The sequence below is a fragment of the Lysobacter sp. A421 genome (genome assembly GCF_054052145.1).
Window position 1 is genome coordinate 1 of record NZ_JBSVRL010000006.1, and the last position, 20,901, is coordinate 20,901.

Below are 20,901 nucleotides of genomic sequence, written 5' to 3' on the forward strand. Positions count from 1 at the left end.
CGCACACGCGCCGATGGTAGTGTGGCCTAAGCCATGCAAGAGTAGGTCATTGCTGAGCATTTACACCGAAGGCCGGTCCCCACAAGGGGCCGGCCTTCTTCTTTGGGCGAGAATCCATTTTTCCTGCGTCATCCCCACGGATTTCCTGCACCATCCCCGCGAAGGCGGGGATCCATGGACGTCGAACCGTAAACACAAAACCTCAGGTGTTAACGGCTAACGCCGCTAGTGCCAGCAAGGTAACTACGCAAAGAAGTCCGACAGCCCAGACCAGACTGCGCAGCTTGTCCAGGTTGGCTATATAAAATACACCGTGCAGGATGCGTGCGATGATGAAAGCGATCGTGAGCAATGCGATGTGTTCGTGGGACACCGCCGCAAGCTGGGCCAGCACTACAGCGATCGCGAACGGCGGGAAGGCCTCAAATGCGTTGAGCTGGGCGGCGTTGGCGCGGATCGATCGTGGGTTGTCTTGCCTGGCCAGCCAGCCCCGCGGATCCCGGTTATCGAATCTATCGCCGCTGCCTTTGGCGACAATGGTCCAAACATACGGCAGCAGGGCCGCCACCAGCACGCACCAATATGCAGTTGCCAGAGTCATCTATGCGCTCCTTTTGGGGATCCTGGAGATTCTTTCAAAGGGCAATGGCTAGTTGGTCGTTGGCGCCATCATGTTTTCGCGGGCGCTACGGAATGCGTTGCCCTGGTACCACTCAGGCCACTGGTTACTATTGGCCAGCTGCTCGCCGACGCCATATAGGGCTTTCAAGTCCTGTACCACGCCGTCGAGGTTCCAGTAGGGGTCGTATTCATCGGCCGGCTGGTGGTAACGCCGATCACGGTAATCCAGCTCGCTCTTTTGCCCGGCTTCCACGCCGCCGTCGATCAGGTCTGTACCGCCCTTGGCGTACAGCGCAGGAACCCCGGCCTTGGCGAAGTTGAAATGGTCGGAACGGAAGTAGAAACCGTCCTCTGGAGTGGCCTCGGCATGCAGTACGCGGCCCTGTTTGTCGGTGACGTTGGCAAGTACATCCTCCAGCTCGGAGCTGCCGAAGCCGACGACGGTCATGTCGCGCGAAGGGCCGGAGATCGGCATCGCATCCAGGTTGATGACCGCAACCGTCTTGTCCAGCGGAATACTCGGATGAGCGACGTAATACTTGGAGCCGAGCAACCCGGACTCCTCCAATGTCACCGCGAGGAACAACAGCGAGCGATCCGGTGCGGGATCCTGGGCGGCGAACTTCTCCGCAATGCCCAGGATGCCGGCTACGCCGCTGGCGTTGTCGACCGCACCGTTGTAGATCGTGTCTTTATCGGCGTCGCTGTCGTCGTGGCCTTCGCCTCCGTGGTCACCCAGATGATCCCAATGCGCCATATAAACCACCGCTTCGTCGGGACGGGTCGCACCGGGCAACAGCGCGATCACATTGCGTGACGATTTTTCGCGGATGGTGCTGTCCAGGCCAAGCGATAGCGAGGCATCCAGCGGGATCGCCTTGAAGCCAGTCTTGTTCGCCGCACGGTACAGATCGTCCAGGCCATGGCCCAGCTCGCCCAGCACTTCGCGGGCGACTTCGCCGGTAATCCAGCCTTGTGCCGGCAAGCGCGGCTCGGGATCGTCCGCAGGAGCAAGATCGAACTGGGCACCCGACCAGGAGTTCTTGACCACGTCCCAGCCATACGACGCGCCGCGGGTATCATGAATGATCAAGGCGGCCGCAGCACCCTGCCGCGCCGCTTCTTCATACTTGTAGGTCCAGCGACCGTAATAGGTCATCCGCTTGCCTTCGAACAATTCCGGATCATTGGCATGGAAGCCCGGGTCGTTCACGAACATCACCACCGTTTTGCCCTTGACGTCGACTCCGGCGTAATCGTTCCAACCCAGCTCGGGCGCATTCACACCGTAACCGACGAACACCAGCTTGCTGTCCTTGATGTCGACCTCGGTCTGGCCGTTACGGGTCCCGATAACCATGTCGCTGCCGAACTGAAGGTCACGCGATTCACCGTTGATATCCAGATGGATCACGGTTGACTCGTCGGCGGTGGTCTCCACCATCGGGACAGTCTGGAAGTAGCTGTCGCCGTTGCCCGGCTGCAGCCCGAGTCGTTGGAATTCGGTCTCGAGGTAGTTGACGGTCTTCTCGCCACCGGGGCTGCCGGGCGCTCGACCGGCGAATTCATCGGAGGCCAGGATGCGGACCCGTTCGGCAAAATCGGCCGCATTGATACTGGGGTCGGACGTGTATGTGCTCGCGTCGCTGGCAGCGGTGGCTGCCGGCTGCGACGGCGAATCTACCGGATCATTGGACGGATTGCAGGCGGCCAACACGAGGGCGGCGGCTACCAGCGAAGTGGCGGGTAACAGGGGAATGCGGGACATGGGGCATCCAGAAGCGGCAGTATCATCGATACTAGCGCGTGTACCAGAAACGTGTCCTACCCGCCTGCCCCAATGGGTATCAACCTCGCAGCGCCGTTGCGCGGTATCCAGATCCGGGACTAATCCTCGCGCGGTGGTGCACTGGTTCCCGAGTAGCTTGTCGCGGTGGCGCCGGTGACCGGTCCGATGCGGGCGCTGTCGTGGACCAGCAACGTCACTTCACGTTCAAACACCAGCGGACCGTCAACCTGGGCGTTCGGGCCAACCACGATCCTTGGTTTGCGATTGCTGCGGAAGCTGAACCAGCCAACGCTTGGCTTCTGGTAATGGATCCCACCTTGCACGTGGGAGCCCGCGCCGACGGTCAGGTCGCCGCTGACCATATCGATGTCGCCGGAAACATCGGCATCGACCAGACCCACTGCGCCGTTGACGGTGCCGATGTCCCCCTGGACGCTGCTGCCCCGGCCCAGGAAAACCTCACCGTTGACCGTGTTCACCGAGTCGCCAATTTGCACGTTCGTGCCGGTGCGGATATCGCCATTGACCGTCGACAGACCTTCGACCTGGGCACCATCACCCACATCGATGCTGCCGTTGACCGTCTCCGCCTCGCCGGTGCTTGCCTTGGCGCCGATGCTGATCTGCCCGTTGACCGTGTCCAGGTCGCCGGCGCGCGCACCTTGTTGAACCTGCAGCGTGCCATTGACCTTGCTCATGTCGCCTTGGTCGGCGAATGCCGCGGCCGGGGCGAGCAGGACCAGCGAGATTGTCATCGACAGCGCGAGGGCGATTGGATTGCGGGTCATGGCTTGAGTCCCGGTATATGAGGGGGGGTAGGGCATCGGTTCACTTGCGGCACAAAGCTTGGCACGGCGTTTCGCTACAATCCACCCCATCTGAGTCAGCGAGATAAACGTCATGCCGATCCTCCAAGCGCCAGCCGTCCGGCCCGTCGTCTTGCTGATCCTGGATGGGTGGGGCCATCGTGAGGAGCCCGCCGATAATGCGATCGCGCAAGCAAACCTGCCCAACTGGAAAGCGCTGCTCGCGAGCTGTCCGCATACGTTGATCCATACCGAGGGTCGCCACGTGGGTTTGCCGGACGGGCAGATGGGCAATTCCGAGGTGGGCCACATGAACCTGGGCGCCGGCCGCATCGTGTACCAGAGCCTGACCCGGATCGATGCGGCGATCGAGGACGAAAGCTTCTTCGGCAACCCACAACTGCGCGCCGCCTGCGCCGCGGCAAAGCGTAACCACTCCACCTTGCACCTGCTCGGGCTGCTGTCGCCGGGTGGCGTGCATAGCCACGAACGGCACATCTTCGCGATGCTTGAGCTGGCGCGACGCGAAGGGGTGGAAAAAGTGGCCGTGCACGCGTTCCTGGATGGGCGCGACATGCCGCCGCGTTCGGCCCGACCGAGCCTGGAAGCATTGCACCGTGCGTGCGCGTCGGCAGGCAACGCTCGTATCGCCAGTGTCACGGGCCGCTACTACGCGATGGATCGGGACCAGCGTTGGGACCGTTTGCACCAGGCATGGGACGCGATGGTCGAAGGGCGGGCCGAACAACGCGCAGGCGATGGAGTGGCCGCGTTGGACGCGGCTTACGGCCGTGGTGAGGACGATGAATTTGTCCGCCCGACCGTGATTGGCGAGTCGCTGCCAATGGTCGATGGCGATGCCGTGGTGTTCATGAATTTCCGTGCCGACCGTGCCCGTCAGCTGGCGGCCGCGTTCGTCTCTCCGGCATTCACCGGCTTCGATACGCGCCGTCCCGCGTTGTCGGATTTCGTGTGCCTGACCGAGTACGACGCCAGGTTGCCCGCCGAGGTGGCGTTTCCCCCTGATGACCTGCGCCATACCCTGGGCGAGATTCTGTCCGACAGTGGCTTGCGACAGCTGCGGATCGCCGAGACGGAAAAATACGCCCACGTGACGTTCTTTTTCAGTGGTGGCCGCGAAGACGCCTACGCCGGCGAGACGCGGATCCTGGTGCCCAGCCCGAAAGTCGCGACGTATGACCTGCAGCCAGAGATGAGTTGCCCGCAGGTTACCCAGGGCCTCACTGCCGCGCTGCGCTCCGGCGATATCGATGTCGCGATCTGCAACATCGCCAACCCGGACATGGTCGGACATAGCGGTGATCTGGTCGCGGCGGTGAAAGCCGTCGAAGCGGTGGACGTTGCGATTGGTGCGATCCTGGCCGCGGTACGGCAGGTCGGTGGCGCGATCGTGGTCACCGCCGACCATGGCAACGTGGAGATGATGCGTGATCCGGTGACCGGGCAACCGCACACCGCACATACGGTGGGACCGGTGCCACTGGTCTACGCCGGCCCGCGACCGGCTTCGTTGCGCGACGGCGGGTCACTGCGCGATGTCGCCCCGACCCTGCTGGACCTGCTGGGATTGCCCAAGCCGGCGGAGATGACGGGCCGCAGCCTGCTGCTGGACGGGCAGTCCGGCTGATGCCACGCAAGCTGATGCCAGGCATGCGCGCGAGCGTCTGGGTCGCCGTTGCCGTCGCATGCCTGCTGGCTGGGCCGACGTTTGCCCAAAGCAGCAGTGATACCGAGCGCAAGCTGCAGACGATCAAGAAGGAGCTCAAATCGGTCGCGAGCGAGCGCCGCCAGATCGAATCCAAGCGCGGCGCGGCGACCCGTGAGCTGCGCCAGGCCGACGAGCAGGTCTCTGCGTCCAGCCGCCAGTTGCGCCAGACCGAGCGCGACCTGGTTGCGAGCCAGGCCAAGCTGGACGAGGTACAGGCCCGGCGGGATGCCCTGAACGAGAACCTGGACACCCGGCGCGAGGAACTCGCCCGTTTGATACGTGCGGCCTATGCGCAAGGGGATGCAGCACCGTTGAAACTGCTGCTGGCTCAGGACCGGGTGGCCGATGCCAGCCGGCTGTTGACCTACCACCGTTACCTGCAGAGCGACCGCGCTGCCCGGATCCAGTCGCTGTCGGGTGAGTTGGCGCAGGTGGATGCACTGGAGCGGGAGATCGTCGCCCGCCGTACCGAGTTGGATACGACCAGGCAACGCCAACGCAGCCAACTGGCACAACTGGAAAAGGACCGCGGCGCGCGCAAGACACTGGTGGCCGAGCTTGACCAGCGTTTCCAGGACAAGCGCAGTCGCGAGAAAGCACTGGGCCGTGATGCCGAAGGGCTGGAGCAGGTACTGAAGAAGCTGCGGGCCGCCGCCGAACGTGCCGAGGCGGCCCGGCGCGCCGCAGTGGCCAAGGCCGAACGCGAAGCGCGCGAAGCGGCGAAGCGCACCGGTCAGCCCGCGCCACGCACTCCAGCTCCAACCCCCGTCGCCGGAGGCCCCCAGGTGGGCGGCGTTGGCTGGCCTCTGGCTGGCAATTTGATTGCCGGTTATGGAGCCAAGTTGCCTGACGGCCGTGAAAGCCAAGGCTTGTTGATTGGTGCCAGTGCGGGCACCGCGGTACGTGCAGTGGCCGCCGGCACCGTGGTGTACGCCGAATGGATGAGCGGCTTCGGCCTGATCCTGATTATCGACCACGGCAATGGCTACATGAGCCTGTACGCACACAATGACGCCGTACTCCACGACGCCGGCGACACCGTCAGTCGTGGCGATCCGGTCGCGACCGTCGGCACCTCGGGTGGGCACGGCAGGCCGGCGCTGTATTTCGAATTGCGCCGTAACGGGGATCCGGTCAATCCATCTACCTGGCTGAAGCGCTGAGCCGGTCTGCCGGCGGCATCGCTTTACCCGAAATTCCGGCGATGGGGCTTATTGTTGCCACCGGAGCCACCGTTCCTGGAGTTCGCCCAATGCATTTGCGTTACCTCCCGAGTGTCCTTGCTGCCGCCCTTGCCGTTGCATTGGCGCTACCGTCCGCGGCGGCTATCGCGCAGGACCAGACTACCCCCGCGGAACCAACGCCCGCAGCCCAGCCACCGGTGGAACTGCCTCTCGACCCCGTCGACGAGGAAACACCGGCAGCGCCGGCCACCGCGGAAGACACGCGAACCGTCGATGATGCTGCCGCTGATTCGAAGATTCCGCTGGACGAGATTCGCCGCTATGTCGCGGTGTACAAGGCCGTCAAGGCCGCCTATGTAGAGCCGGTCGATGACCATGACCTGATGCAGTCCGCGATCCAGGGCCTGCTGCTCGATCTGGACCCGCACAGCGCCTATCTGAAAGGCGATGCGGCGGATAATTTCGATGAGCAATCGCGTGGCAACTACGATGGCATCGGGGTGGAAATATTCCCACAGCCCGATGGCACCTTGCGGGTCATCGCCCCCATCGACGACACGCCGGCGGCGCGGGCAGGGGTCAAGGCCGGGGACCTGATTGTCGCCGTGGATGGCGTGCCGCTCAGAGCCGGCGCGGATGCGGAAGCCAGCTCGTTGCGCGGCAAGCCGGGTACCAAGGTCGAGTTGACGGTGGTGCGCGATGGCGAGGACGAGCCGCTGAAAATCAGCGTTGAGCGCCAGACCATCGTCATCGCCAGCGTCCGCAGCCGGATGCTTGAGCCCGGCTATGGCTACATCCGCGTGAGCGCATTCCAGGCCGATACTGCCGGAGATTTCGAGAGTCAGCTTGAGCAGCTCAACCATCAGTCAGGTGGCCAACTGAAAGGGCTGGTGCTGGACTTGCGCAGCAATCCGGGTGGCTTGCTGACCGCCGCGGTGCAGATTGCCGACGCGTTGCTGGATGACGGCGAGATCGTCAGCACGCGAGGGCGGATCCCGATCAGCGACGCGGTGTTCAGCGCCACGCCCGGCGACCTCATGCAAGGCGCCCCGGTGGTGATCCTGGTGGATGCCGGCTCGGCCAGCGCATCCGAAGTGCTGGCCGGTGCGCTGGCGGATAATCATCGGGCGCGGGTGGTCGGCAGCCGGACCTTCGGTAAGGGTTCGGTGCAGACGCTGCTGCCGCTGGACAACGGCGACTCGGTCAAGCTCACCACGGCGCGTTACTACACGCCCAGTGGCAAATCGATACAGGCGCTGGGTATCGTTCCCGATGTCGTCCTGCATGCTGACAAGCAGGACGATGATGCGCGTGCGACCAGCTACACCGAAGCCAGTCTGCCCGGGCATCTGGAGGGCGAGAGCGATCAGCCAGGCGTCAATGCCGGTGAAGTGCTCGATGGCGAGGCCCCGATTTCCGCCGCGTTGGTGGAGTTGAAGCGGCTGGCAGCGACGCCGCCTGGGGCGGCGCCGGTCAGCGGACCTTGAGCGGCGCGCTATCTTGAGCCCCACGCGCTATTGAGCGCCCACGCGCTTTTGCATCAGAAGCCGCTTCGGCGGCGCAACCGGCGGGCAATGCCGGCGCGCGCCAGCAGCGCAAACGCCCCGCCGAAGGCGAAACCTGCCAGATGCGCGGACCAGGCCACCGCGCCGAATGCGGGACCAATAAAGGTGAATACCACCTGCAACAACGCCCAGATCCCGATCAATAGCGCGGCGGGCACCTTCACAAACTGCAGGAAAACGCCCAGCGGCACGACCAGGCCTAGCCTGGCACCGGGGAACAAGGCCAGGTAGGCGCCGATCAGTGCCGACACCGCGCCACTGGCCCCGATGATCAGCCGGTCAGGGGTGGCAATCGACAGCACCGCCGCGAGATTGGCGACGGCACCGCCGAGCAGGAACAACAGCATGAACCGCCATGGGCCCATGGCGCGCTCGGCGGGAAGCCCGAAGATCAGCAGGAACACCAGGTTTCCCAGCAGGTGGACCCAGTCGGCATGCAGGAACAACGCGCTGATCAACCGCACCAGACTGCCATCGGGCAGCGATTGCGCCCAGGCGATCGAGGTGGTCAGGCCGCCCGACAGTGCTCCCCATTCCATCAGCAGGCGGCGCTGTTCCAGCGCCGGTAACAAGGTCAGCCAGGTAAAACTGCCCCATAGCGCGGCAAACAGCAGCGGCGTGGCCCAGCGCAACGGTGCCTTCTGGCGTGATGGGATCGCAACGAACATCAGTGACCCGATGCGTGCATTGCAGGGCGGTCAGGCTGGTCAGGCAAGCCCGGCCTCATGTTCGAGTGGCGTTGTGGGAAATCAATGCTCATTTGTTAGCATGGGGTTAATCGGCGCGCTATAGTGCAGACGGTGCCGTATGGCGGCGCCCCGGCATCCGTCGGCGACCGGCGAAACCGGCGCTCCAGACGCGCCGACAAAATAACGTCACTGGAGATTACACGTATGCACCACGTACACCGCATTACACGCCTGTCGGCGCTGGCTCTGGGCATCGCTGGCGTGTTTGCGCTGGGCCAGGCCAACGCGTCGGGCTTCCAGCTCAAGGAAAACAGCGTCAAGGCCATGGGCGCCGCCTATTCGGGCACCGCGGCGAATGCGGGTGACACTTCGGTGGTGGTCAACAACCCGGCGCTGATGACGAGCTTTGAAGGCACCACGGTGCAGGCGGATGTCAGCGTCATCGACCTCAGCTACGAGTTCAAGGGTAGTGGTTATGACGTGGCGGGCCAGCCATTGAGCGGTGGCAACGGCGGCAATGCCGGCGGCGTGACGCCGATCCCGGCGCTGTCGCTGGTCCACAAGTTCGACAACGGCCTGGCACTGGGCGCGATGGTCAGTGCACCGTTTGGCCTGAAGACCGAATACGACGACAACTGGGTAGGCCGTTACTACGCCCACACTTCGGATGTGCAGATCGTCGACCTGACGGTCTCCGCCGCGATCGACCTGATTCCCGATCGCTTGTCGGTCGGTGCCGGCCTGATCTATTCCAGCGCGGACGTGACCCTGTCCAAGTCAGTGGATTTTGGCACCATCCTGTATGGCGCCGGCGTGCCGTTGCCGTTCGCGCGTCCGCAGGCAGCCGACGGCTTTGCCGACGTGCAAGGTGATGACACCGGCATGGGCTGGGTGCTGGGCTTCAATCTTCGTCCGACCGACAAGCTCTCCATCGGCCTGTCACACCGCTCCGAGATCGACTATGAGCTGCGTGGCGACGTGGACTGGACGCTGCCTGCCAACGCCCGTGCCACGTTCGACGCGGTAGGTCGCGCGGCGCTGTTCCAGGACGGTGGTGTAAGCGCCAAGTTGACCACTCCGGGAACCACCACGGTATCGGTGGCCTATGACTTCACCGATCGCGCCAAGGCGATGGTGACCTACGCGGAAACCGGTTGGGAGTCGTTGCACGAAGTCCGTGTCGACTTTGACGGCCCGGATCCGGATTCGGTTGAAGCGTTCGATTGGGACACCACCCGTTTCATGTCGCTTGGCGGCGAGTTCAAGTTGAATCCGGCCTGGACGCTGCGCGCTGGTTATGCAATCGACGAGACCCCAACCACCTATGCGACCCGTACCCCGCGTTTGCCGGACGAAGATCGCAAGTGGTACACGCTGGGTGCGACCTGGCAGATCAGCGATGCGTTTGACATCAACTTCGCTTACGCGCGGATCGAGCCCGACACTCCGCAGATCGGCCTGATCACTCCGCCGGCGGAGGGTGGCCAGCGCCTGTTTGGCGAGTTTGACGGCGGTGCCAACCTGTACGGCATCTCCGCCCAGTACCGCTTCTGATCAAGCGGTATTGAACCAACAAAAAACCCCGCTTCGGCGGGGTTTTTTGTTGCTGCGGACGTCACTCCTGCCGACGTTGCCTGGGTGCCAGGCCGCCCTGCTTCGCCAGGCTTATTCGCCCAGGGTCAACAGTGACGCATTGCCGCCGGACGCGGTGGTATTGATGGTGATCGTCTTCTCGGTGGTAAAGCGCGGCAGGTATTGTGGACCGCCGGCCTTGGGGCCGGTGCCGGACAGGCCATGGCCGCCGAACGGCTGTACCCCGACCACCGCACCGATCTGGTTGCGGTTGACGTAGCAGTTGCCGACCTTGATACGGCTGGAAATCCTCTCCACCGTGGCATCGATACGCGAGTGAATGCCCAGGGTCAGCCCGTAGCCCGTCGCGTTGATGGCGGCGATGACTGCATCGAGCTGGTCCGCCTTCCAGCGGATCACGTGCAGCACCGGGCCGAAGATCTCCTGCTTCAGCTGGTCCAGTGAGTCCAGCGCATAGGCGCGCGGGGCGAAGAAGGTGCCGTGAGCGGTGTCAGGCCCCATGTCGCCGGTTGCGATCGGCGTCGCCTCGCGGTCCATGCGCTCGGCATGGTCTTCCAGCATCTTCAACGCGTCCTTGTCGATTACCGGGCCCACGTCGGTCGACAGCAGACCGGGATCGCCCACCTTCAACTCGGCCATGGCACCGGCCAGCATGGTGACCACCGTATCGGCGATATCGTCCTGGACGAACAGCACGCGCGCGGCGGAGCAGCGTTGTCCGGCGGAGGTAAAGGCCGACGACAGCGCGTCCTTGACCAGTTGCTCGGGCAGCGCGGAGGAGTCGGCGATCAACGCGTTCTGGCCGCCGGTCTCGGCGATCAGCACGCCGAGCGCGCCTTCGCGCGCCGCCAGGGAGCGGTTGATCGCCGCGGCGGTCTCATTGGAGCCGGTGAAAGCAACCCCGGCCACGCGCGGATCACTGGTCAGCGCGGCGCCGACGGTGATGCCGTCGCCGGGAAGGAACTGCAGCACGTCTTCGGGCACGCCGGCTTCGTGCATCAGCCTGGTCGCGTAGTAGCCAACCAGGTTGGTCTGCTCGGCCGGCTTGGCCAGCACGCTGTTGCCGGTGGCCAGGGCAGCGGCGACCTGGCCGATGTAGATCGCCAGCGGGAAGTTCCACGGGCTGATGCAGACGAATACACCGCGGCCACCGTGATGCAGCACGTTGGTCTCCCCGGTGGGGCCGGGCAGCGGCTCGGGGGTGAACATCGTGCGTGCCTGCGCGGCGTAGTAGCGCAGAAAGTCGACGGCCTCGCGGACCTCGCCGACGCCATCGGCAATGGTCTTGCCGGCATCCTTGGTGCACATCGCGATGAACTGGGCCATGCGCGACTCAAGCAGGTCGGCGGCACGCTCCAGGATCGTGGCGCGGTCGGCCGCGGGGGTTGCGTCCCACCTGGGGTGCGCGGCAACGGCATTCTGCAGTGCCTGCTCGACCACGGCGGCATCGGCCGGCAGCCACTGGCCGACGACCTCGCGCAGGTCGGCCGGATTGGTCACCGGCACGCGCTCGCCGGTCAGCGCCGCGCCGGGTACCAACGGTTCGGCGTACCAGTCATTGCGCACCGCAGCGTTGACCTGTTCGGCCAGCGTCCGCAACTGGTCGTCGTTGGCAAGGTTGACACCCATGGAGTTGCTCCTGTTGCAATATTTCATCGAGGCTGCGTGACTCCGGAAGAGGTCGACCGGCAGCGGAATGTTGGGGTGCGAAATGGTGTCAAACCCGGCCACGGTGTCCAGCGGGTCGCGGACGAGTTTGTCGATGGGGACGCTCTCGTCGGTGATGCTGTTGACGAAGCTTGAGTTCGCGCCATTTTCCAGCAAACGCCGTACCAGGTAGGGCAGCAGGTCTTCGTGGCTGCCGACCGGCGCGTACACGCGGCACGGGACATCCAGGCGATCCGCCGGGATCACCTGGGCATACAGGTCATCGCCCATGCCATGGAGCTTCTGGAACTCGAAATCGACCCGGCGCCCGTCCAGGCCCGCCATGGTGTGGACCGCGGCAATGGTCTGCGCGTTGTGGGTGGCGAACATCGGATAGATCGCGTCGGTGGCCTGCAGCATCTGGCGCGCGCAAGCCAGGTACGACACGTCGGTGTTGGGCTTGCGGGTGAATACCGGGAATCCGGGGTAGCCATCGACCTGGGCGCGCTTGATCTCGGTGTCCCAATACGCGCCCTTGACCAGCCGTACCGGGATCCGGCGACCCACCTGGCGGGCGAGATCAACGATGAATTCAATCGCCTCCGGTGCACGCTTCTGATACGCCTGGATCGCCAACCCGCAGCCGTCCCAACCGTCCAGGGACGGATCGCGGTAGACGCCGGCGAACACATCCAGTGAAAGCTCCAGTCGATCGGCCTCCTCCGCATCCACCGTCAAGCCGACGCCGTGATGTTTGGCAAGCTGGGCCAGCTCCAGTACTCGCGGGGTCAACTCGGCCAGCACCCGGGCACGCTTGGGGTGCTCGTAGCGCGGATGCAGTGCGGAGAGTTTTACCGAGATGCTGGGGGTCGCGAAGATGTCGTCGTTGCGGTAATCGGCGCTGCTGCCGATCGTCTGGATGCCCTGGCGGTAGGCGTCGAGATAGCGCAGTGCATCAACGTCGGTCAACGCGGCTTCGCCGAGCATGTCATAGCTATAGCGATAGCTGCTGTTGACGCCCTTGCGGGAGCGGGCCAGGGCCTCGGCCATGGTCCGGCCCATGACGAACTGGTGGCCCATGATTTCCATCGCCTGGCGCACGGCCAGCCGGATCACCGGCTCGCCAATGCGTCCGACCAGGCGCTTGAAAGCATTATGGGCATCGCGTTTGGTGTCATCGGCCAGCTCGACCAGCTTGCCGGTCAGCATCAGGCCCCAGGTCGAGGCGTTGACCAGCATCGAATGGGACTGGCCCATGTGGCGCTTCCAGTCGGCCTCACCCAGCTTGTCGCGGATCAGCTTGTCGGCAGTGCCCTGGTCGGGAATCCGCAACAGTGCCTCGGCGACACACATCAGCAACACCCCCTCCTCGCTGCCCAGGTCGTACTGGCGCATGAAGGCCTCGACCGCGCCTTGCTCATGGGCCCGGGCGCGTACCCGCTGCACCAGGTCGGTGGCCAGCGTCTGGGTTGTGGCGCGGGCGGCATCCGGCAGACGGGCCTGCTCCGCCAGCGCATTCACGTGGTCAGTCTCGTCACGCCGCCAACCGGCGGTGATCGCTGCACGCGCGCTGCCCGGAATGGCCGGCAATTCAGGACTGATCAACATGCGCAGCGGCTGCGGAGCGTCAAGGGGGGTGATTTTGTTGGTCATCGGGTCCGCTATCGGCGGTGGGGGAAGGGGCCGATAGTCTAGGATCAATCGCGCGCACGCGCTGGATAACTTAAGTCATGGATGAAGTCACCATGGGCGTGATTCGCTTGCTGCAAATCGTCCTGGCGGATACCCTTTGAAGGCTGTCGGTAACGCCGTCACTGGCGGGATGGGCTCCGGTGGGCCCACCAACTCATTCCGTCGCGGGTCGTTTCGGCGCTTCGGGGCCGGGTGCAGACAGGACAGCTCGCGGAGCAGGACCAAGACAATCATGATCAACAAGCGGAATTTGGGGCTCAAATTGATGAAATCCGGTCGGATCCAACAATGCGTCATGGGGCTTGCCGCCATGGCCGCGCCGACGTGGGCGTTTGCGCAGAGTGCGGACCCGCACCGCTGGCAGCTCAACATGGGCCGCGGTGTCACCCACCTGTCCAACAACGCGTATGAAGCCCATATGATGGTGCTATGGATCTGCGCGGGGATCGGCCTGTTGGTGTTCGTCGCCATGGGCGTGGCGATGTTCCGGTTCCGCAAATCGCGCGGCGCGGTGGCGGACACATCATTCACCCACGATACCAAGCTGGAGACCCTGTGGACGGTGATCCCGGTGATCCTGCTGATCCTGATGGCGACCCCGGCAACCTTCAAGCTGGTCGACATGTACGACACGCGCGACTCGGAGATGACGGTCAAGGTCACCGGCTACCAGTGGATGTGGGAGTACGAGTACCTTGGCGAGGACGTCAGTTTCACCAGCCGGATGGACCGCGAAAGTGATCGCATCCGCCAAAGTGGCCTGGATCCACGTGATACCGATCATCCGTACTACCTGCTGGATGTCGACAACCCGCTGGTGGTGCCCGTCGATACCAAGATCCGGTTCGTGATTACCGCTGACGACGTGATTCACTCGTGGTGGGTGCCGGCATTGGGCTGGAAGCAGGACGCGGTGCCGGGCATCATCAATGAGGCCTGGGCCGACATTTCCACCCCGGGTGTCTACCGCGGCCAATGCGCCGAGTTGTGCGGCAAGGACCACGGCTTCATGCCGATCGTGGTCAAGGCTCTGCCCAAAGCCGAGTTCGAGCAGTGGCTTGCCGCCCAGAAGGGCGGCGAGGCGCCGACTGAACCTGCTGCAACCGCTACCGACACCCCGGAAGCACCCCAGGCAACTCCCGAACCCGAAACCGATGCCCCGGCCGCTGTCGCGGTCGCCGGCTGACCGGCCCGCCGGCTTTTACATCACACGAATCCAGAGGTAAGCCATGGCTGCCACGTACCCCGTCACAGATCACCACGACGACCACGGTCCCCAGCAGGGGTTCGTCCAGCGTTGGCTGCTTTCCACCAACCACAAGGACATCGGGACCCTGTACCTGCTGTTCAGCTTCATCATGTTCGTTATCGGTGCGGCGTTCTCGATCGTCATTCGCAGTGAACTGGCGCAACCCGGGCTGCAGTTCGTCGACCCGCAGTTTTTCAACCAGATGACCGCGTTGCACGGGCTGGTGATGATCTTCGGCGGGGTGATGCCGGCGTTCGTCGGCCTGGCCAACTGGATGATCCCGTTGCAGATCGGTGCGCCGGACATGGCGCTGCCGCGCATGAACAACTGGTCGTTCTGGATCCTTCCGTTCGCGTTCGCGATGTTGCTGATGACCCTGTTCCTGCCCGGTGGCGCGATGGGTGGTGGCTGGACGATGTACCCGCCGCTGTCGTTGCAGGGCGGTTCCAACGTCGCCTTCCAGATCTTCGCCATCCACATGATGGGCGTCAGCTCGATCATGGGCGCGATCAACGTCATCGCCACCGTGCTCAACATGCGCGCCCCGGGCATGGATCTGCTGAAGATGCCGATCTTCACCTGGTCGTGGCTGATTACCGCGTTCCTGCTGCTTGCGGTGATGCCAGTGCTGGCCGGCGCGGTCACCATGCTGTTGACCGACAAGTTCTTCGCGACCTCGTTCTTCAACGCCGCAGGTGGCGGTGACCCGGTGATGTACCAGCACATCTTCTGGTTCTTCGGCCATCCCGAGGTCTACATCATGATCATGCCGGCGTTCGGCATCGTCTCGGAGGTCATTCCGACCTTCAGCCGCAAGCCGCTGTTTGGCTACCAGGCCATGGTGTATGCGCTGGCGGCGATTGCGTTCCTGTCGTTCATTGTCTGGGCGCACCACATGTTCACCGCCGGCATGCCGTTGGGCGGCGAGCTGTTCTTCATGTACGCCACCATGCTGATCTCGATCCCGACCGGGGTGAAGATCTTCAACTGGGTCACCACCATGTGGCGCGGCTCGATGACCTTCGAAACGCCGATGCTGTTCGCGGTAGCGTTCGTGATTCTGTTCTCCATCGGCGGCTTCTCCGGGCTGATGCTCGCGATCGTGCCGGCCGACTTCCAGTACCACGACACCTACTTCGTGGTGGCCCACTTCCATTACGTGCTGGTGACCGGCTCGGTGGTGGCGCTGATCTCGGCGGTGTACTACTGGTGGCCCAAATGGACGGGCCGGATGTACAACGAGTTTTGGGGCAAGTTCCACTTCTGGTGGACGATGGTGTTCCTCAACCTGCTGTTCTTCCCGCAGCACTTCCTGGGCCTGGCCGGTATGCCGCGCCGCATCCCGGACTACAACGTGGTGTTCGCCGACTGGAACCTGATCAGCTCGATCGGTGCATTCGGGATGTTCCTGACCCCGTTCATGATGATCTTCATCCTCGGCCACTCGAAGAAGTACGGTGCCAAGGCAACCGCGCGCGTCTGGGAGGGTGCCCGTGGCCTGGAGTGGACCGTGCCCAGCCCCGCGCCGCACCACACCTTCACCGTACCGCCGGTAATCCGTGACGGTGACCTTGCCCACGGCGATGTGACCCACTGACCGGTTGCATTCCGCACGCTCCCGACCTGGACCGAACATGACTCCGACCCCGCCACCACGTGATGATGTCGCCGCGCGCCGCAAGGCCGCACGGCGTACCGCACTGTGGCTGGCGGTGGCTGCAGCGGTGGTCTACGGCGGTTTCATGCTGATTGCGGCACTCAGGCAATGAACGCCGGACACGATCCATCGACGCCATCGACGCCGCCGCGCAAGGCGACGGCCGGTCTTGCCAAGATGCTGATCGCGGCCGCGGTGGCGTTCGCCTTCAGCTTCAGCCTGGTGCCGCTGTACCGGATTGCGTGTGAGAAGGTGTTCGGTATCCGGCTGGACAATACCGCTGCCGAGCACGTCGCCGACGCCAATGCCGCGGTGGAGCGGATGATCACCGTGGAGTTCGACGGCGGGGTGAATTCCAAGTTGCCCTGGAGCTTCAATCCCAACGAGTCGACCATGCAGGTGCGCCCGGGCGTGCAGTACGAGACCACTTATTTCGCGCGCAACAACAGTGACCGGGCGATTGTCGGCAGCGCCGTTCCCTCGGTCGCGCCGGCACGCGCTTCTCGCTACTTCAGCAAGACCGAGTGTTTCTGCTTCACCGCCCAGACCATGGCTGCCGGAGAGACCCGGGACATGCCGGTACGGTTCATTATCGACCCCAATTTGCCCAAAGACATCAAGACAGTCACCCTGTCGTATACGTTTTTCAAGAACCCTGAGCTCACCGCGAAGTTGGCATCCAGTGCACGTCCGGTGTCGGCTACGCCGGTCTCAGCGCCCTGATTGCTCCATTGAACCCATTGCATAACGGAACCATCTCCATGGCCCAAGTCCAGTCGTCTGACGCCAACGTCTACTTCGTCCCGCACCACAGTCGCTGGCCGATTCTGGGCTCCGTTGCCCTGTTCGTGATGATGACCGGTGCCGGTGGCTGGCTCAACCAGAGCAGTTGGGGACGCTGGACCTTCATCGTCGGCGTCGCGTTGATGATCGGGGTGCTGTTTGGATGGTTCGGTGACGTCATCCGCGAGTCGGTGCGCGGCAAATACAACCGCCAGGTGGACATGTCGTTCCGGATGGGGATGGTCTGGTTCATCTTCTCGGAAGTGATGTTCTTCGGCGCCTTCTTCGGCGCGCTGTACTACTCCCGCCAGCTGTCGCTGCAATGGTTGGGTGGCGCCGGCGACGGCGCGATGACCAACGCACTGCTTTGGGATGGCTTCACCACGGGCTGGCCGAGCAATGGCCCGGGCGCCGTCGGCGGTGCTTATCAGACGGTCGCGGCGTGGGGCCTGCCGCTGCTCAATACGCTGATCCTGTTGAGTTCCGGGGTGACCCTCACTGCTGCGCACCACGCGCTCAAGGCGGGCAAGCGCAAAGCGTTGCTGGTCGGCCTGGGGCTGACGGTGCTGCTGGGCTGTCTGTTCCTGTTTTTCCAGGCCGAGGAATACGCTCACGCCTATGCCGAGCTGAACCTGACTCTGGGTTCAGGCATATATGGCTCCACCTTCTACCTGCTGACCGGTTTCCACGGGGCGCACGTGACGCTGGGCACGATCATGTTGCTGATCATCTGGTTCCGATGCCTCAAGGGACATTTCAGCGCGGACGACCATTTTGGCTTCGAGGCTGTGGCGTGGTACTGGCACTTCGTCGATGTGGTCTGGTTGATGCTGTTCCTGTTCGTCTACGTGCTGTAACCACGATCCACGCAATCCTTTCCCGGACATCGCGCCTTCCCGGACGTCGCGGCGGGTCGGCAACCAGCCCGCCCCAACAGACAACAAGCCGGTGATGGGATCAGGGCCAGCTTCGGATCAAGGCCAGCTTCCAGCGGTGGGGGTAATGCGGCCTACCCGCCATCCGGCGATCGGTTGGGCGAGCCCCTCAGCCCCCAACGGAGTGGAACTGGATCCATCCCATCTTTGCGGCGACCGCCACAAACAAGATCATCGCAATGGACAGTGCGACCCGACGGGTCAATGCGTTGACGGTTCGCTTGCTCTCGCCCTTGTCGACCAGCATGTAGTAAAGCGCGGCCCCGAGGTTCCAGACAATCAAAACCAGGAAGCCGATGATCACCAGGGTCTTCATCAATTTGCTCCGGCGTGTTTGCGACCAGCCCGGCGCGGGAGTCGACGTGGGTGGATTATCGCAAGTTGTGATGGATAAGACGTGAGCCGACGCCACACATTGGTCGTTGGTTGGCTGGCGGCGACGGTCGTCATTGTACTGTTCGTCAACCTGGGCACCTGGCAGCTGCATCGGGCGGTCCAGAAACAGGGAATGCTGGATGCCGCCGCGCAGGTGCTGGCCACGCGTGAACGTCATCCACTGGGCCTGGCAACCGACGAGAGCCGCCTGGAATCTTATGATTGGGCCGCGGGCCGCGGTGAGTTCGCGTCGCGCCCGCCATTGCTGCTCGACAACCAGCAGCGCGAGGGCCGCGTCGGCGTAAACGCCTATCGGGTGTTCCTGCCCGAACAAGGCACCCCCGTGTTGGTCGACCTGGGCTGGTTGCCGTTGCCGGCCGACCGCACGTTGCCGGCCATTGCCCGGCCAGATGGCACGATCGGCCTGCAAGGGTTGCTGGTGCCGCCGCCGTCCACCGGGATCCCGATGGGCCCCGGACTGGTGCGTGACGGCGGCAGTTGGCTGCTGACCCGGGTGGATGTCGCGGCCATCGCGTCGGCGATCGACCTGCCTCTCGCGCCGCGGGTATTGCGCCTGGATCCGGCCTCGCCGCTGGGGTATGAGCGCGACCTGGCGCTGCTTGCCAACACGCTCACGCCCGACAAACATCGCGCCTACGCACTGCAGTGGTTCGCCTTGGCGCTGGCGGTGCTGGCCACTGCCCTCATCGTTACTTTCCGCAAACCGCGCAAGCACAACCCCAAGGCCGATACGCCATGACCAGCCCGCAACCTCCTGCCAAGCCGCAGGATATCGACATCAAGTCGCGCAACCGCAACCGCATCATGCTGGTCGCGATATTTGCACTGTTCTTTGGTAGCGCGGCTGTCGCGGGCTTCCTGCGGTTCTCCGGCTGGCAACCCGAAGGCAGCAAGAACCACGGCGAAGTGCTGCAGCCGCCAGCGGACCTGCGCGAAGTCATCCCGCAGTTGGTGGACGGTGGCACGTATGAGTGGAATCCGGATGCCCGCACCTGGCGCATTGCCCTGGCGCCGCCAACGGACTGTGGCGCGGAGTGCGCCGAGCTTGCACACGACCTGGACAAGGTGTGGCGGCTGTTTGGCAAGGATGCGGACCGCCTCCACATCCTGTGGATCTGTGACTCCCCGGGTTGCATGCCGCCCGCCGCGATGCCGTTGCCTCGCACGCTGCGGCAGCTGCAGCCGGATCCGCGGTTGCTCGCGGGGTTGCCGGGCGTGGATGATCCCGCCGGCGTGCCGGTGTATGTGATCGATCCCAATGGATTCGTGATCATGCGCTTCGAGCCCGGTTTCGATGCCGGCGGCTTACGCTCCGACCTGGCCACGCTGTTCAAACTGATCTGAGTACGGTCGTTACCGTTCCGGGCCCGGAACCGGTATCCACCAAGGGAACCCAATGACCGCATCACACAACCTCCCCAGCCACTCGACTCATCTGCGGCCAGCGCGGCACTTCCATCGCCTCGCCTGGCTGGCGGTGGCATTGGCGCTGGGAGTGATCGTGTTCGGGGCTTTCGTGCGCTTGTCCGATGCCGGCCTGAGCTGCCCTGACTGGCCGACCTGTTATGGCCATGCCGCATGGCCAACGCAGGCCGGGCAGGGCGCCGACCATGCCGCCGCCGAGATCCGGCCGGTCAATGTCGACAAGGCGTGGCGCGAGCAGTTGCACCGGATGGTTGCCGGCGCATTGGGTGTATTGACCCTGGGCTTGGCCTTGCTGGCCGCCCGCCGACGCAAGTTCGGCATCGCCCGGATCGTCGCCGCGTCGGTGATGGTGGCGGTCGCAATCCCGCTGTACATGCGCGATCAGCACGTTGCCGCGTCGGTGTTGGCGATCGTTGCAGAAGCCATACTGCTGTTCTCGGCGCTGCGCTGGAGCAACCTGGACCTGGCCCGGGCCGCGACCCTGACCTTGGCGGTGATCATCTTCCAGGCACTGCTGGGAATGTGGACGGTGACCTGGCTGCTCAAACCGATCGTGGTCATGGGGCATTTGTTGGGCGGCTTGCTGACGTTTTCGCTGTTGTTGTGGATGGCGTGGCGTGCGACCAACGTGCCGATCCGCTTGGCCGAGGCGCCCCGGCTACGCACGTTGATGATTGCCGGGCTGGTGTTGCTGGGCACGCAGATCGCGTTGGGCGGCTGGACCAGTGCCAATTACGCGGCGCTTGCCTGCGGTACCGATTTTCCGACCTGCGTGGGCCAGTGGTGGCCACCGACTGATTTCCGCGAAGGATTCGTGCTGTGGCGCGGGATCGGCGTGGACTACGAGGGCGGCGTGCTGGACGGCGCATCGCGCATCGCGATCCAGATGGCACACCGGATGATGGCGCTGGTGGTGGCCATTTACCTGCTGTGGGTGTCGTGGGTGCTGTTGCGCAAGCCGGGCATGCGCGGTTGGGGAAGCCTGCTTGGGCTACTGGTGTTGGCCCAGGTGAGCCTCGGCATCGCCAATGTCAAACTGGCCCTGCCGCTGTGGACGGCGGTATCGCACAACGCCGGTGCCGTGCTGCTGCTGTTTGTGCTGGTATCGCTGTTGGCGCGGCTGCGCGCACCGGAGGCGTGA

18 protein-coding genes are annotated in these 20,901 nt (G+C 64.0%); 12 read left to right on the plus strand and 6 right to left on the minus strand.

Annotation, left to right across the window (positions count from 1 at the left end; translation table 11 throughout):
* Positions 1 to 202: 202 nt before the first annotated feature.
* The 3 genes from ACW7G6_RS13920 to ACW7G6_RS13930 form a co-directional block, all read right to left on the minus strand.
* Positions 203 to 601 (minus strand): MAPEG family protein, encoded by a 399-nt coding sequence (locus tag ACW7G6_RS13920; protein ID WP_456980393.1) that lies wholly within the window; start codon positions 599 to 601, stop codon positions 203 to 205.
* A 48-nt stretch (positions 602 to 649) separates the two neighbouring features.
* Positions 650 to 2,389, minus strand: a complete 1,740-nt coding sequence (locus ACW7G6_RS13925) for a M28 family metallopeptidase (RefSeq protein ID WP_456998537.1) — start codon at positions 2,387 to 2,389, stop codon at positions 650 to 652.
* 119 nt (positions 2,390 to 2,508) lie between these two features.
* Positions 2,509 to 3,198: a hypothetical protein gene (locus tag ACW7G6_RS13930; protein ID WP_456980395.1), complete on the minus strand. Its 690-nt coding sequence runs from the start codon at positions 3,196 to 3,198 to the stop codon at positions 2,509 to 2,511.
* Between the two features lie 112 nt (positions 3,199 to 3,310).
* Here ACW7G6_RS13930 and gpmI point away from each other — a divergent pair, with 112 nt between their 5' ends.
* From gpmI to ACW7G6_RS13945, 3 genes are all read left to right on the plus strand, one after another.
* The gene (gpmI, locus tag ACW7G6_RS13935; protein WP_456998538.1) at positions 3,311 to 4,864 is read left to right on the plus strand and encodes a 2,3-bisphosphoglycerate-independent phosphoglycerate mutase; all 1,554 of its coding nucleotides are present in this window, start codon (positions 3,311 to 3,313) and stop codon (positions 4,862 to 4,864) included.
* Complete coding sequence (locus tag ACW7G6_RS13940) at positions 4,864 to 6,108, plus strand: murein hydrolase activator EnvC family protein (RefSeq protein ID WP_456998539.1); 1,245 nt, start codon at positions 4,864 to 4,866, stop codon at positions 6,106 to 6,108. The genes gpmI and ACW7G6_RS13940 overlap by 1 nt, the downstream gene beginning before the upstream one ends.
* An 89-nt stretch (positions 6,109 to 6,197) precedes the next feature.
* Positions 6,198 to 7,616, plus strand: coding sequence for a S41 family peptidase (locus tag ACW7G6_RS13945; RefSeq protein WP_456998540.1), 1,419 nt, complete (start codon positions 6,198 to 6,200; stop codon positions 7,614 to 7,616).
* A 53-nt stretch (positions 7,617 to 7,669) separates the two neighbouring features.
* On the opposite strand, the gene ACW7G6_RS13950 is transcribed toward ACW7G6_RS13945, so the two are convergent.
* On the minus strand, positions 7,670 to 8,362 hold the full coding sequence (locus ACW7G6_RS13950; RefSeq protein ID WP_456980399.1) for a rhomboid family intramembrane serine protease: 693 nt from the start codon (positions 8,360 to 8,362) through the stop codon (positions 7,670 to 7,672).
* Positions 8,363 to 8,587: 225 nt separating this feature from the next.
* On the opposite strand from ACW7G6_RS13950, the gene ACW7G6_RS13955 reads away from it, so the two are divergent.
* Positions 8,588 to 9,937: an OmpP1/FadL family transporter gene (locus tag ACW7G6_RS13955; protein WP_456980400.1), complete on the plus strand. Its 1,350-nt coding sequence runs from the start codon at positions 8,588 to 8,590 to the stop codon at positions 9,935 to 9,937.
* Between the two features lie 111 nt (positions 9,938 to 10,048).
* Here ACW7G6_RS13955 and putA read toward each other — a convergent pair whose 3' ends face one another.
* On the minus strand, positions 10,049 to 13,276 hold the full coding sequence (gene putA, locus ACW7G6_RS13960) for a bifunctional proline dehydrogenase/L-glutamate gamma-semialdehyde dehydrogenase PutA (protein WP_456980401.1): 3,228 nt from the start codon (positions 13,274 to 13,276) through the stop codon (positions 10,049 to 10,051).
* A gap of 334 nt (positions 13,277 to 13,610) precedes the next feature.
* Here putA and coxB point away from each other — a divergent pair, with 334 nt between their 5' ends.
* The 5 genes from coxB to ACW7G6_RS13985 are packed head-to-tail and all read left to right on the plus strand — an operon-like array spanning position 13,611 to position 17,861.
* Positions 13,611 to 14,501, plus strand: a complete 891-nt coding sequence (coxB, locus tag ACW7G6_RS13965; RefSeq protein WP_456980402.1) for a cytochrome c oxidase subunit II — start codon at positions 13,611 to 13,613, stop codon at positions 14,499 to 14,501.
* 43 nt (positions 14,502 to 14,544) lie between these two features.
* Positions 14,545 to 16,161: a cytochrome c oxidase subunit I gene (gene ctaD / locus ACW7G6_RS13970; protein WP_456980403.1), complete on the plus strand. Its 1,617-nt coding sequence runs from the start codon at positions 14,545 to 14,547 to the stop codon at positions 16,159 to 16,161.
* Positions 16,162 to 16,198: 37 nt separating this feature from the next.
* Complete coding sequence (locus tag ACW7G6_RS13975) at positions 16,199 to 16,333, plus strand: hypothetical protein (RefSeq protein WP_456980404.1); 135 nt, start codon at positions 16,199 to 16,201, stop codon at positions 16,331 to 16,333.
* Complete coding sequence (locus tag ACW7G6_RS13980) at positions 16,330 to 16,944, plus strand: cytochrome c oxidase assembly protein (protein ID WP_456980405.1); 615 nt, start codon at positions 16,330 to 16,332, stop codon at positions 16,942 to 16,944. Before ACW7G6_RS13975 ends, ACW7G6_RS13980 begins: the two co-directional genes overlap by 4 nt.
* A gap of 38 nt (positions 16,945 to 16,982) precedes the next feature.
* Positions 16,983 to 17,861, plus strand: a complete 879-nt coding sequence (locus ACW7G6_RS13985) for a cytochrome c oxidase subunit 3 (RefSeq protein WP_456980406.1) — start codon at positions 16,983 to 16,985, stop codon at positions 17,859 to 17,861.
* Positions 17,862 to 18,048: 187 nt separating this feature from the next.
* Here ACW7G6_RS13985 and ACW7G6_RS13990 read toward each other — a convergent pair whose 3' ends face one another.
* Complete coding sequence (locus tag ACW7G6_RS13990) at positions 18,049 to 18,255, minus strand: twin transmembrane helix small protein (RefSeq protein ID WP_456963082.1); 207 nt, start codon at positions 18,253 to 18,255, stop codon at positions 18,049 to 18,051.
* 81 nt (positions 18,256 to 18,336) lie between these two features.
* Here ACW7G6_RS13990 and ACW7G6_RS13995 point away from each other — a divergent pair, with 81 nt between their 5' ends.
* Genes ACW7G6_RS13995 through ACW7G6_RS14005 form a run of 3 tightly spaced genes read left to right on the plus strand, consistent with a single transcriptional unit; the run spans position 18,337 to position 20,901 of the window.
* Positions 18,337 to 19,074, plus strand: coding sequence for an SURF1 family protein (locus ACW7G6_RS13995; protein ID WP_456998541.1), 738 nt, complete (start codon positions 18,337 to 18,339; stop codon positions 19,072 to 19,074).
* Entirely contained in the window at positions 19,071 to 19,679 is a 609-nt protein-coding gene (locus ACW7G6_RS14000; RefSeq protein ID WP_456998542.1) for a hypothetical protein, read from the plus strand. Before ACW7G6_RS13995 ends, ACW7G6_RS14000 begins: the two co-directional genes overlap by 4 nt.
* Before the next feature lie 52 nt (positions 19,680 to 19,731).
* Entirely contained in the window at positions 19,732 to 20,901 is a 1,170-nt protein-coding gene (locus ACW7G6_RS14005; protein WP_456980409.1) for a COX15/CtaA family protein, read from the plus strand.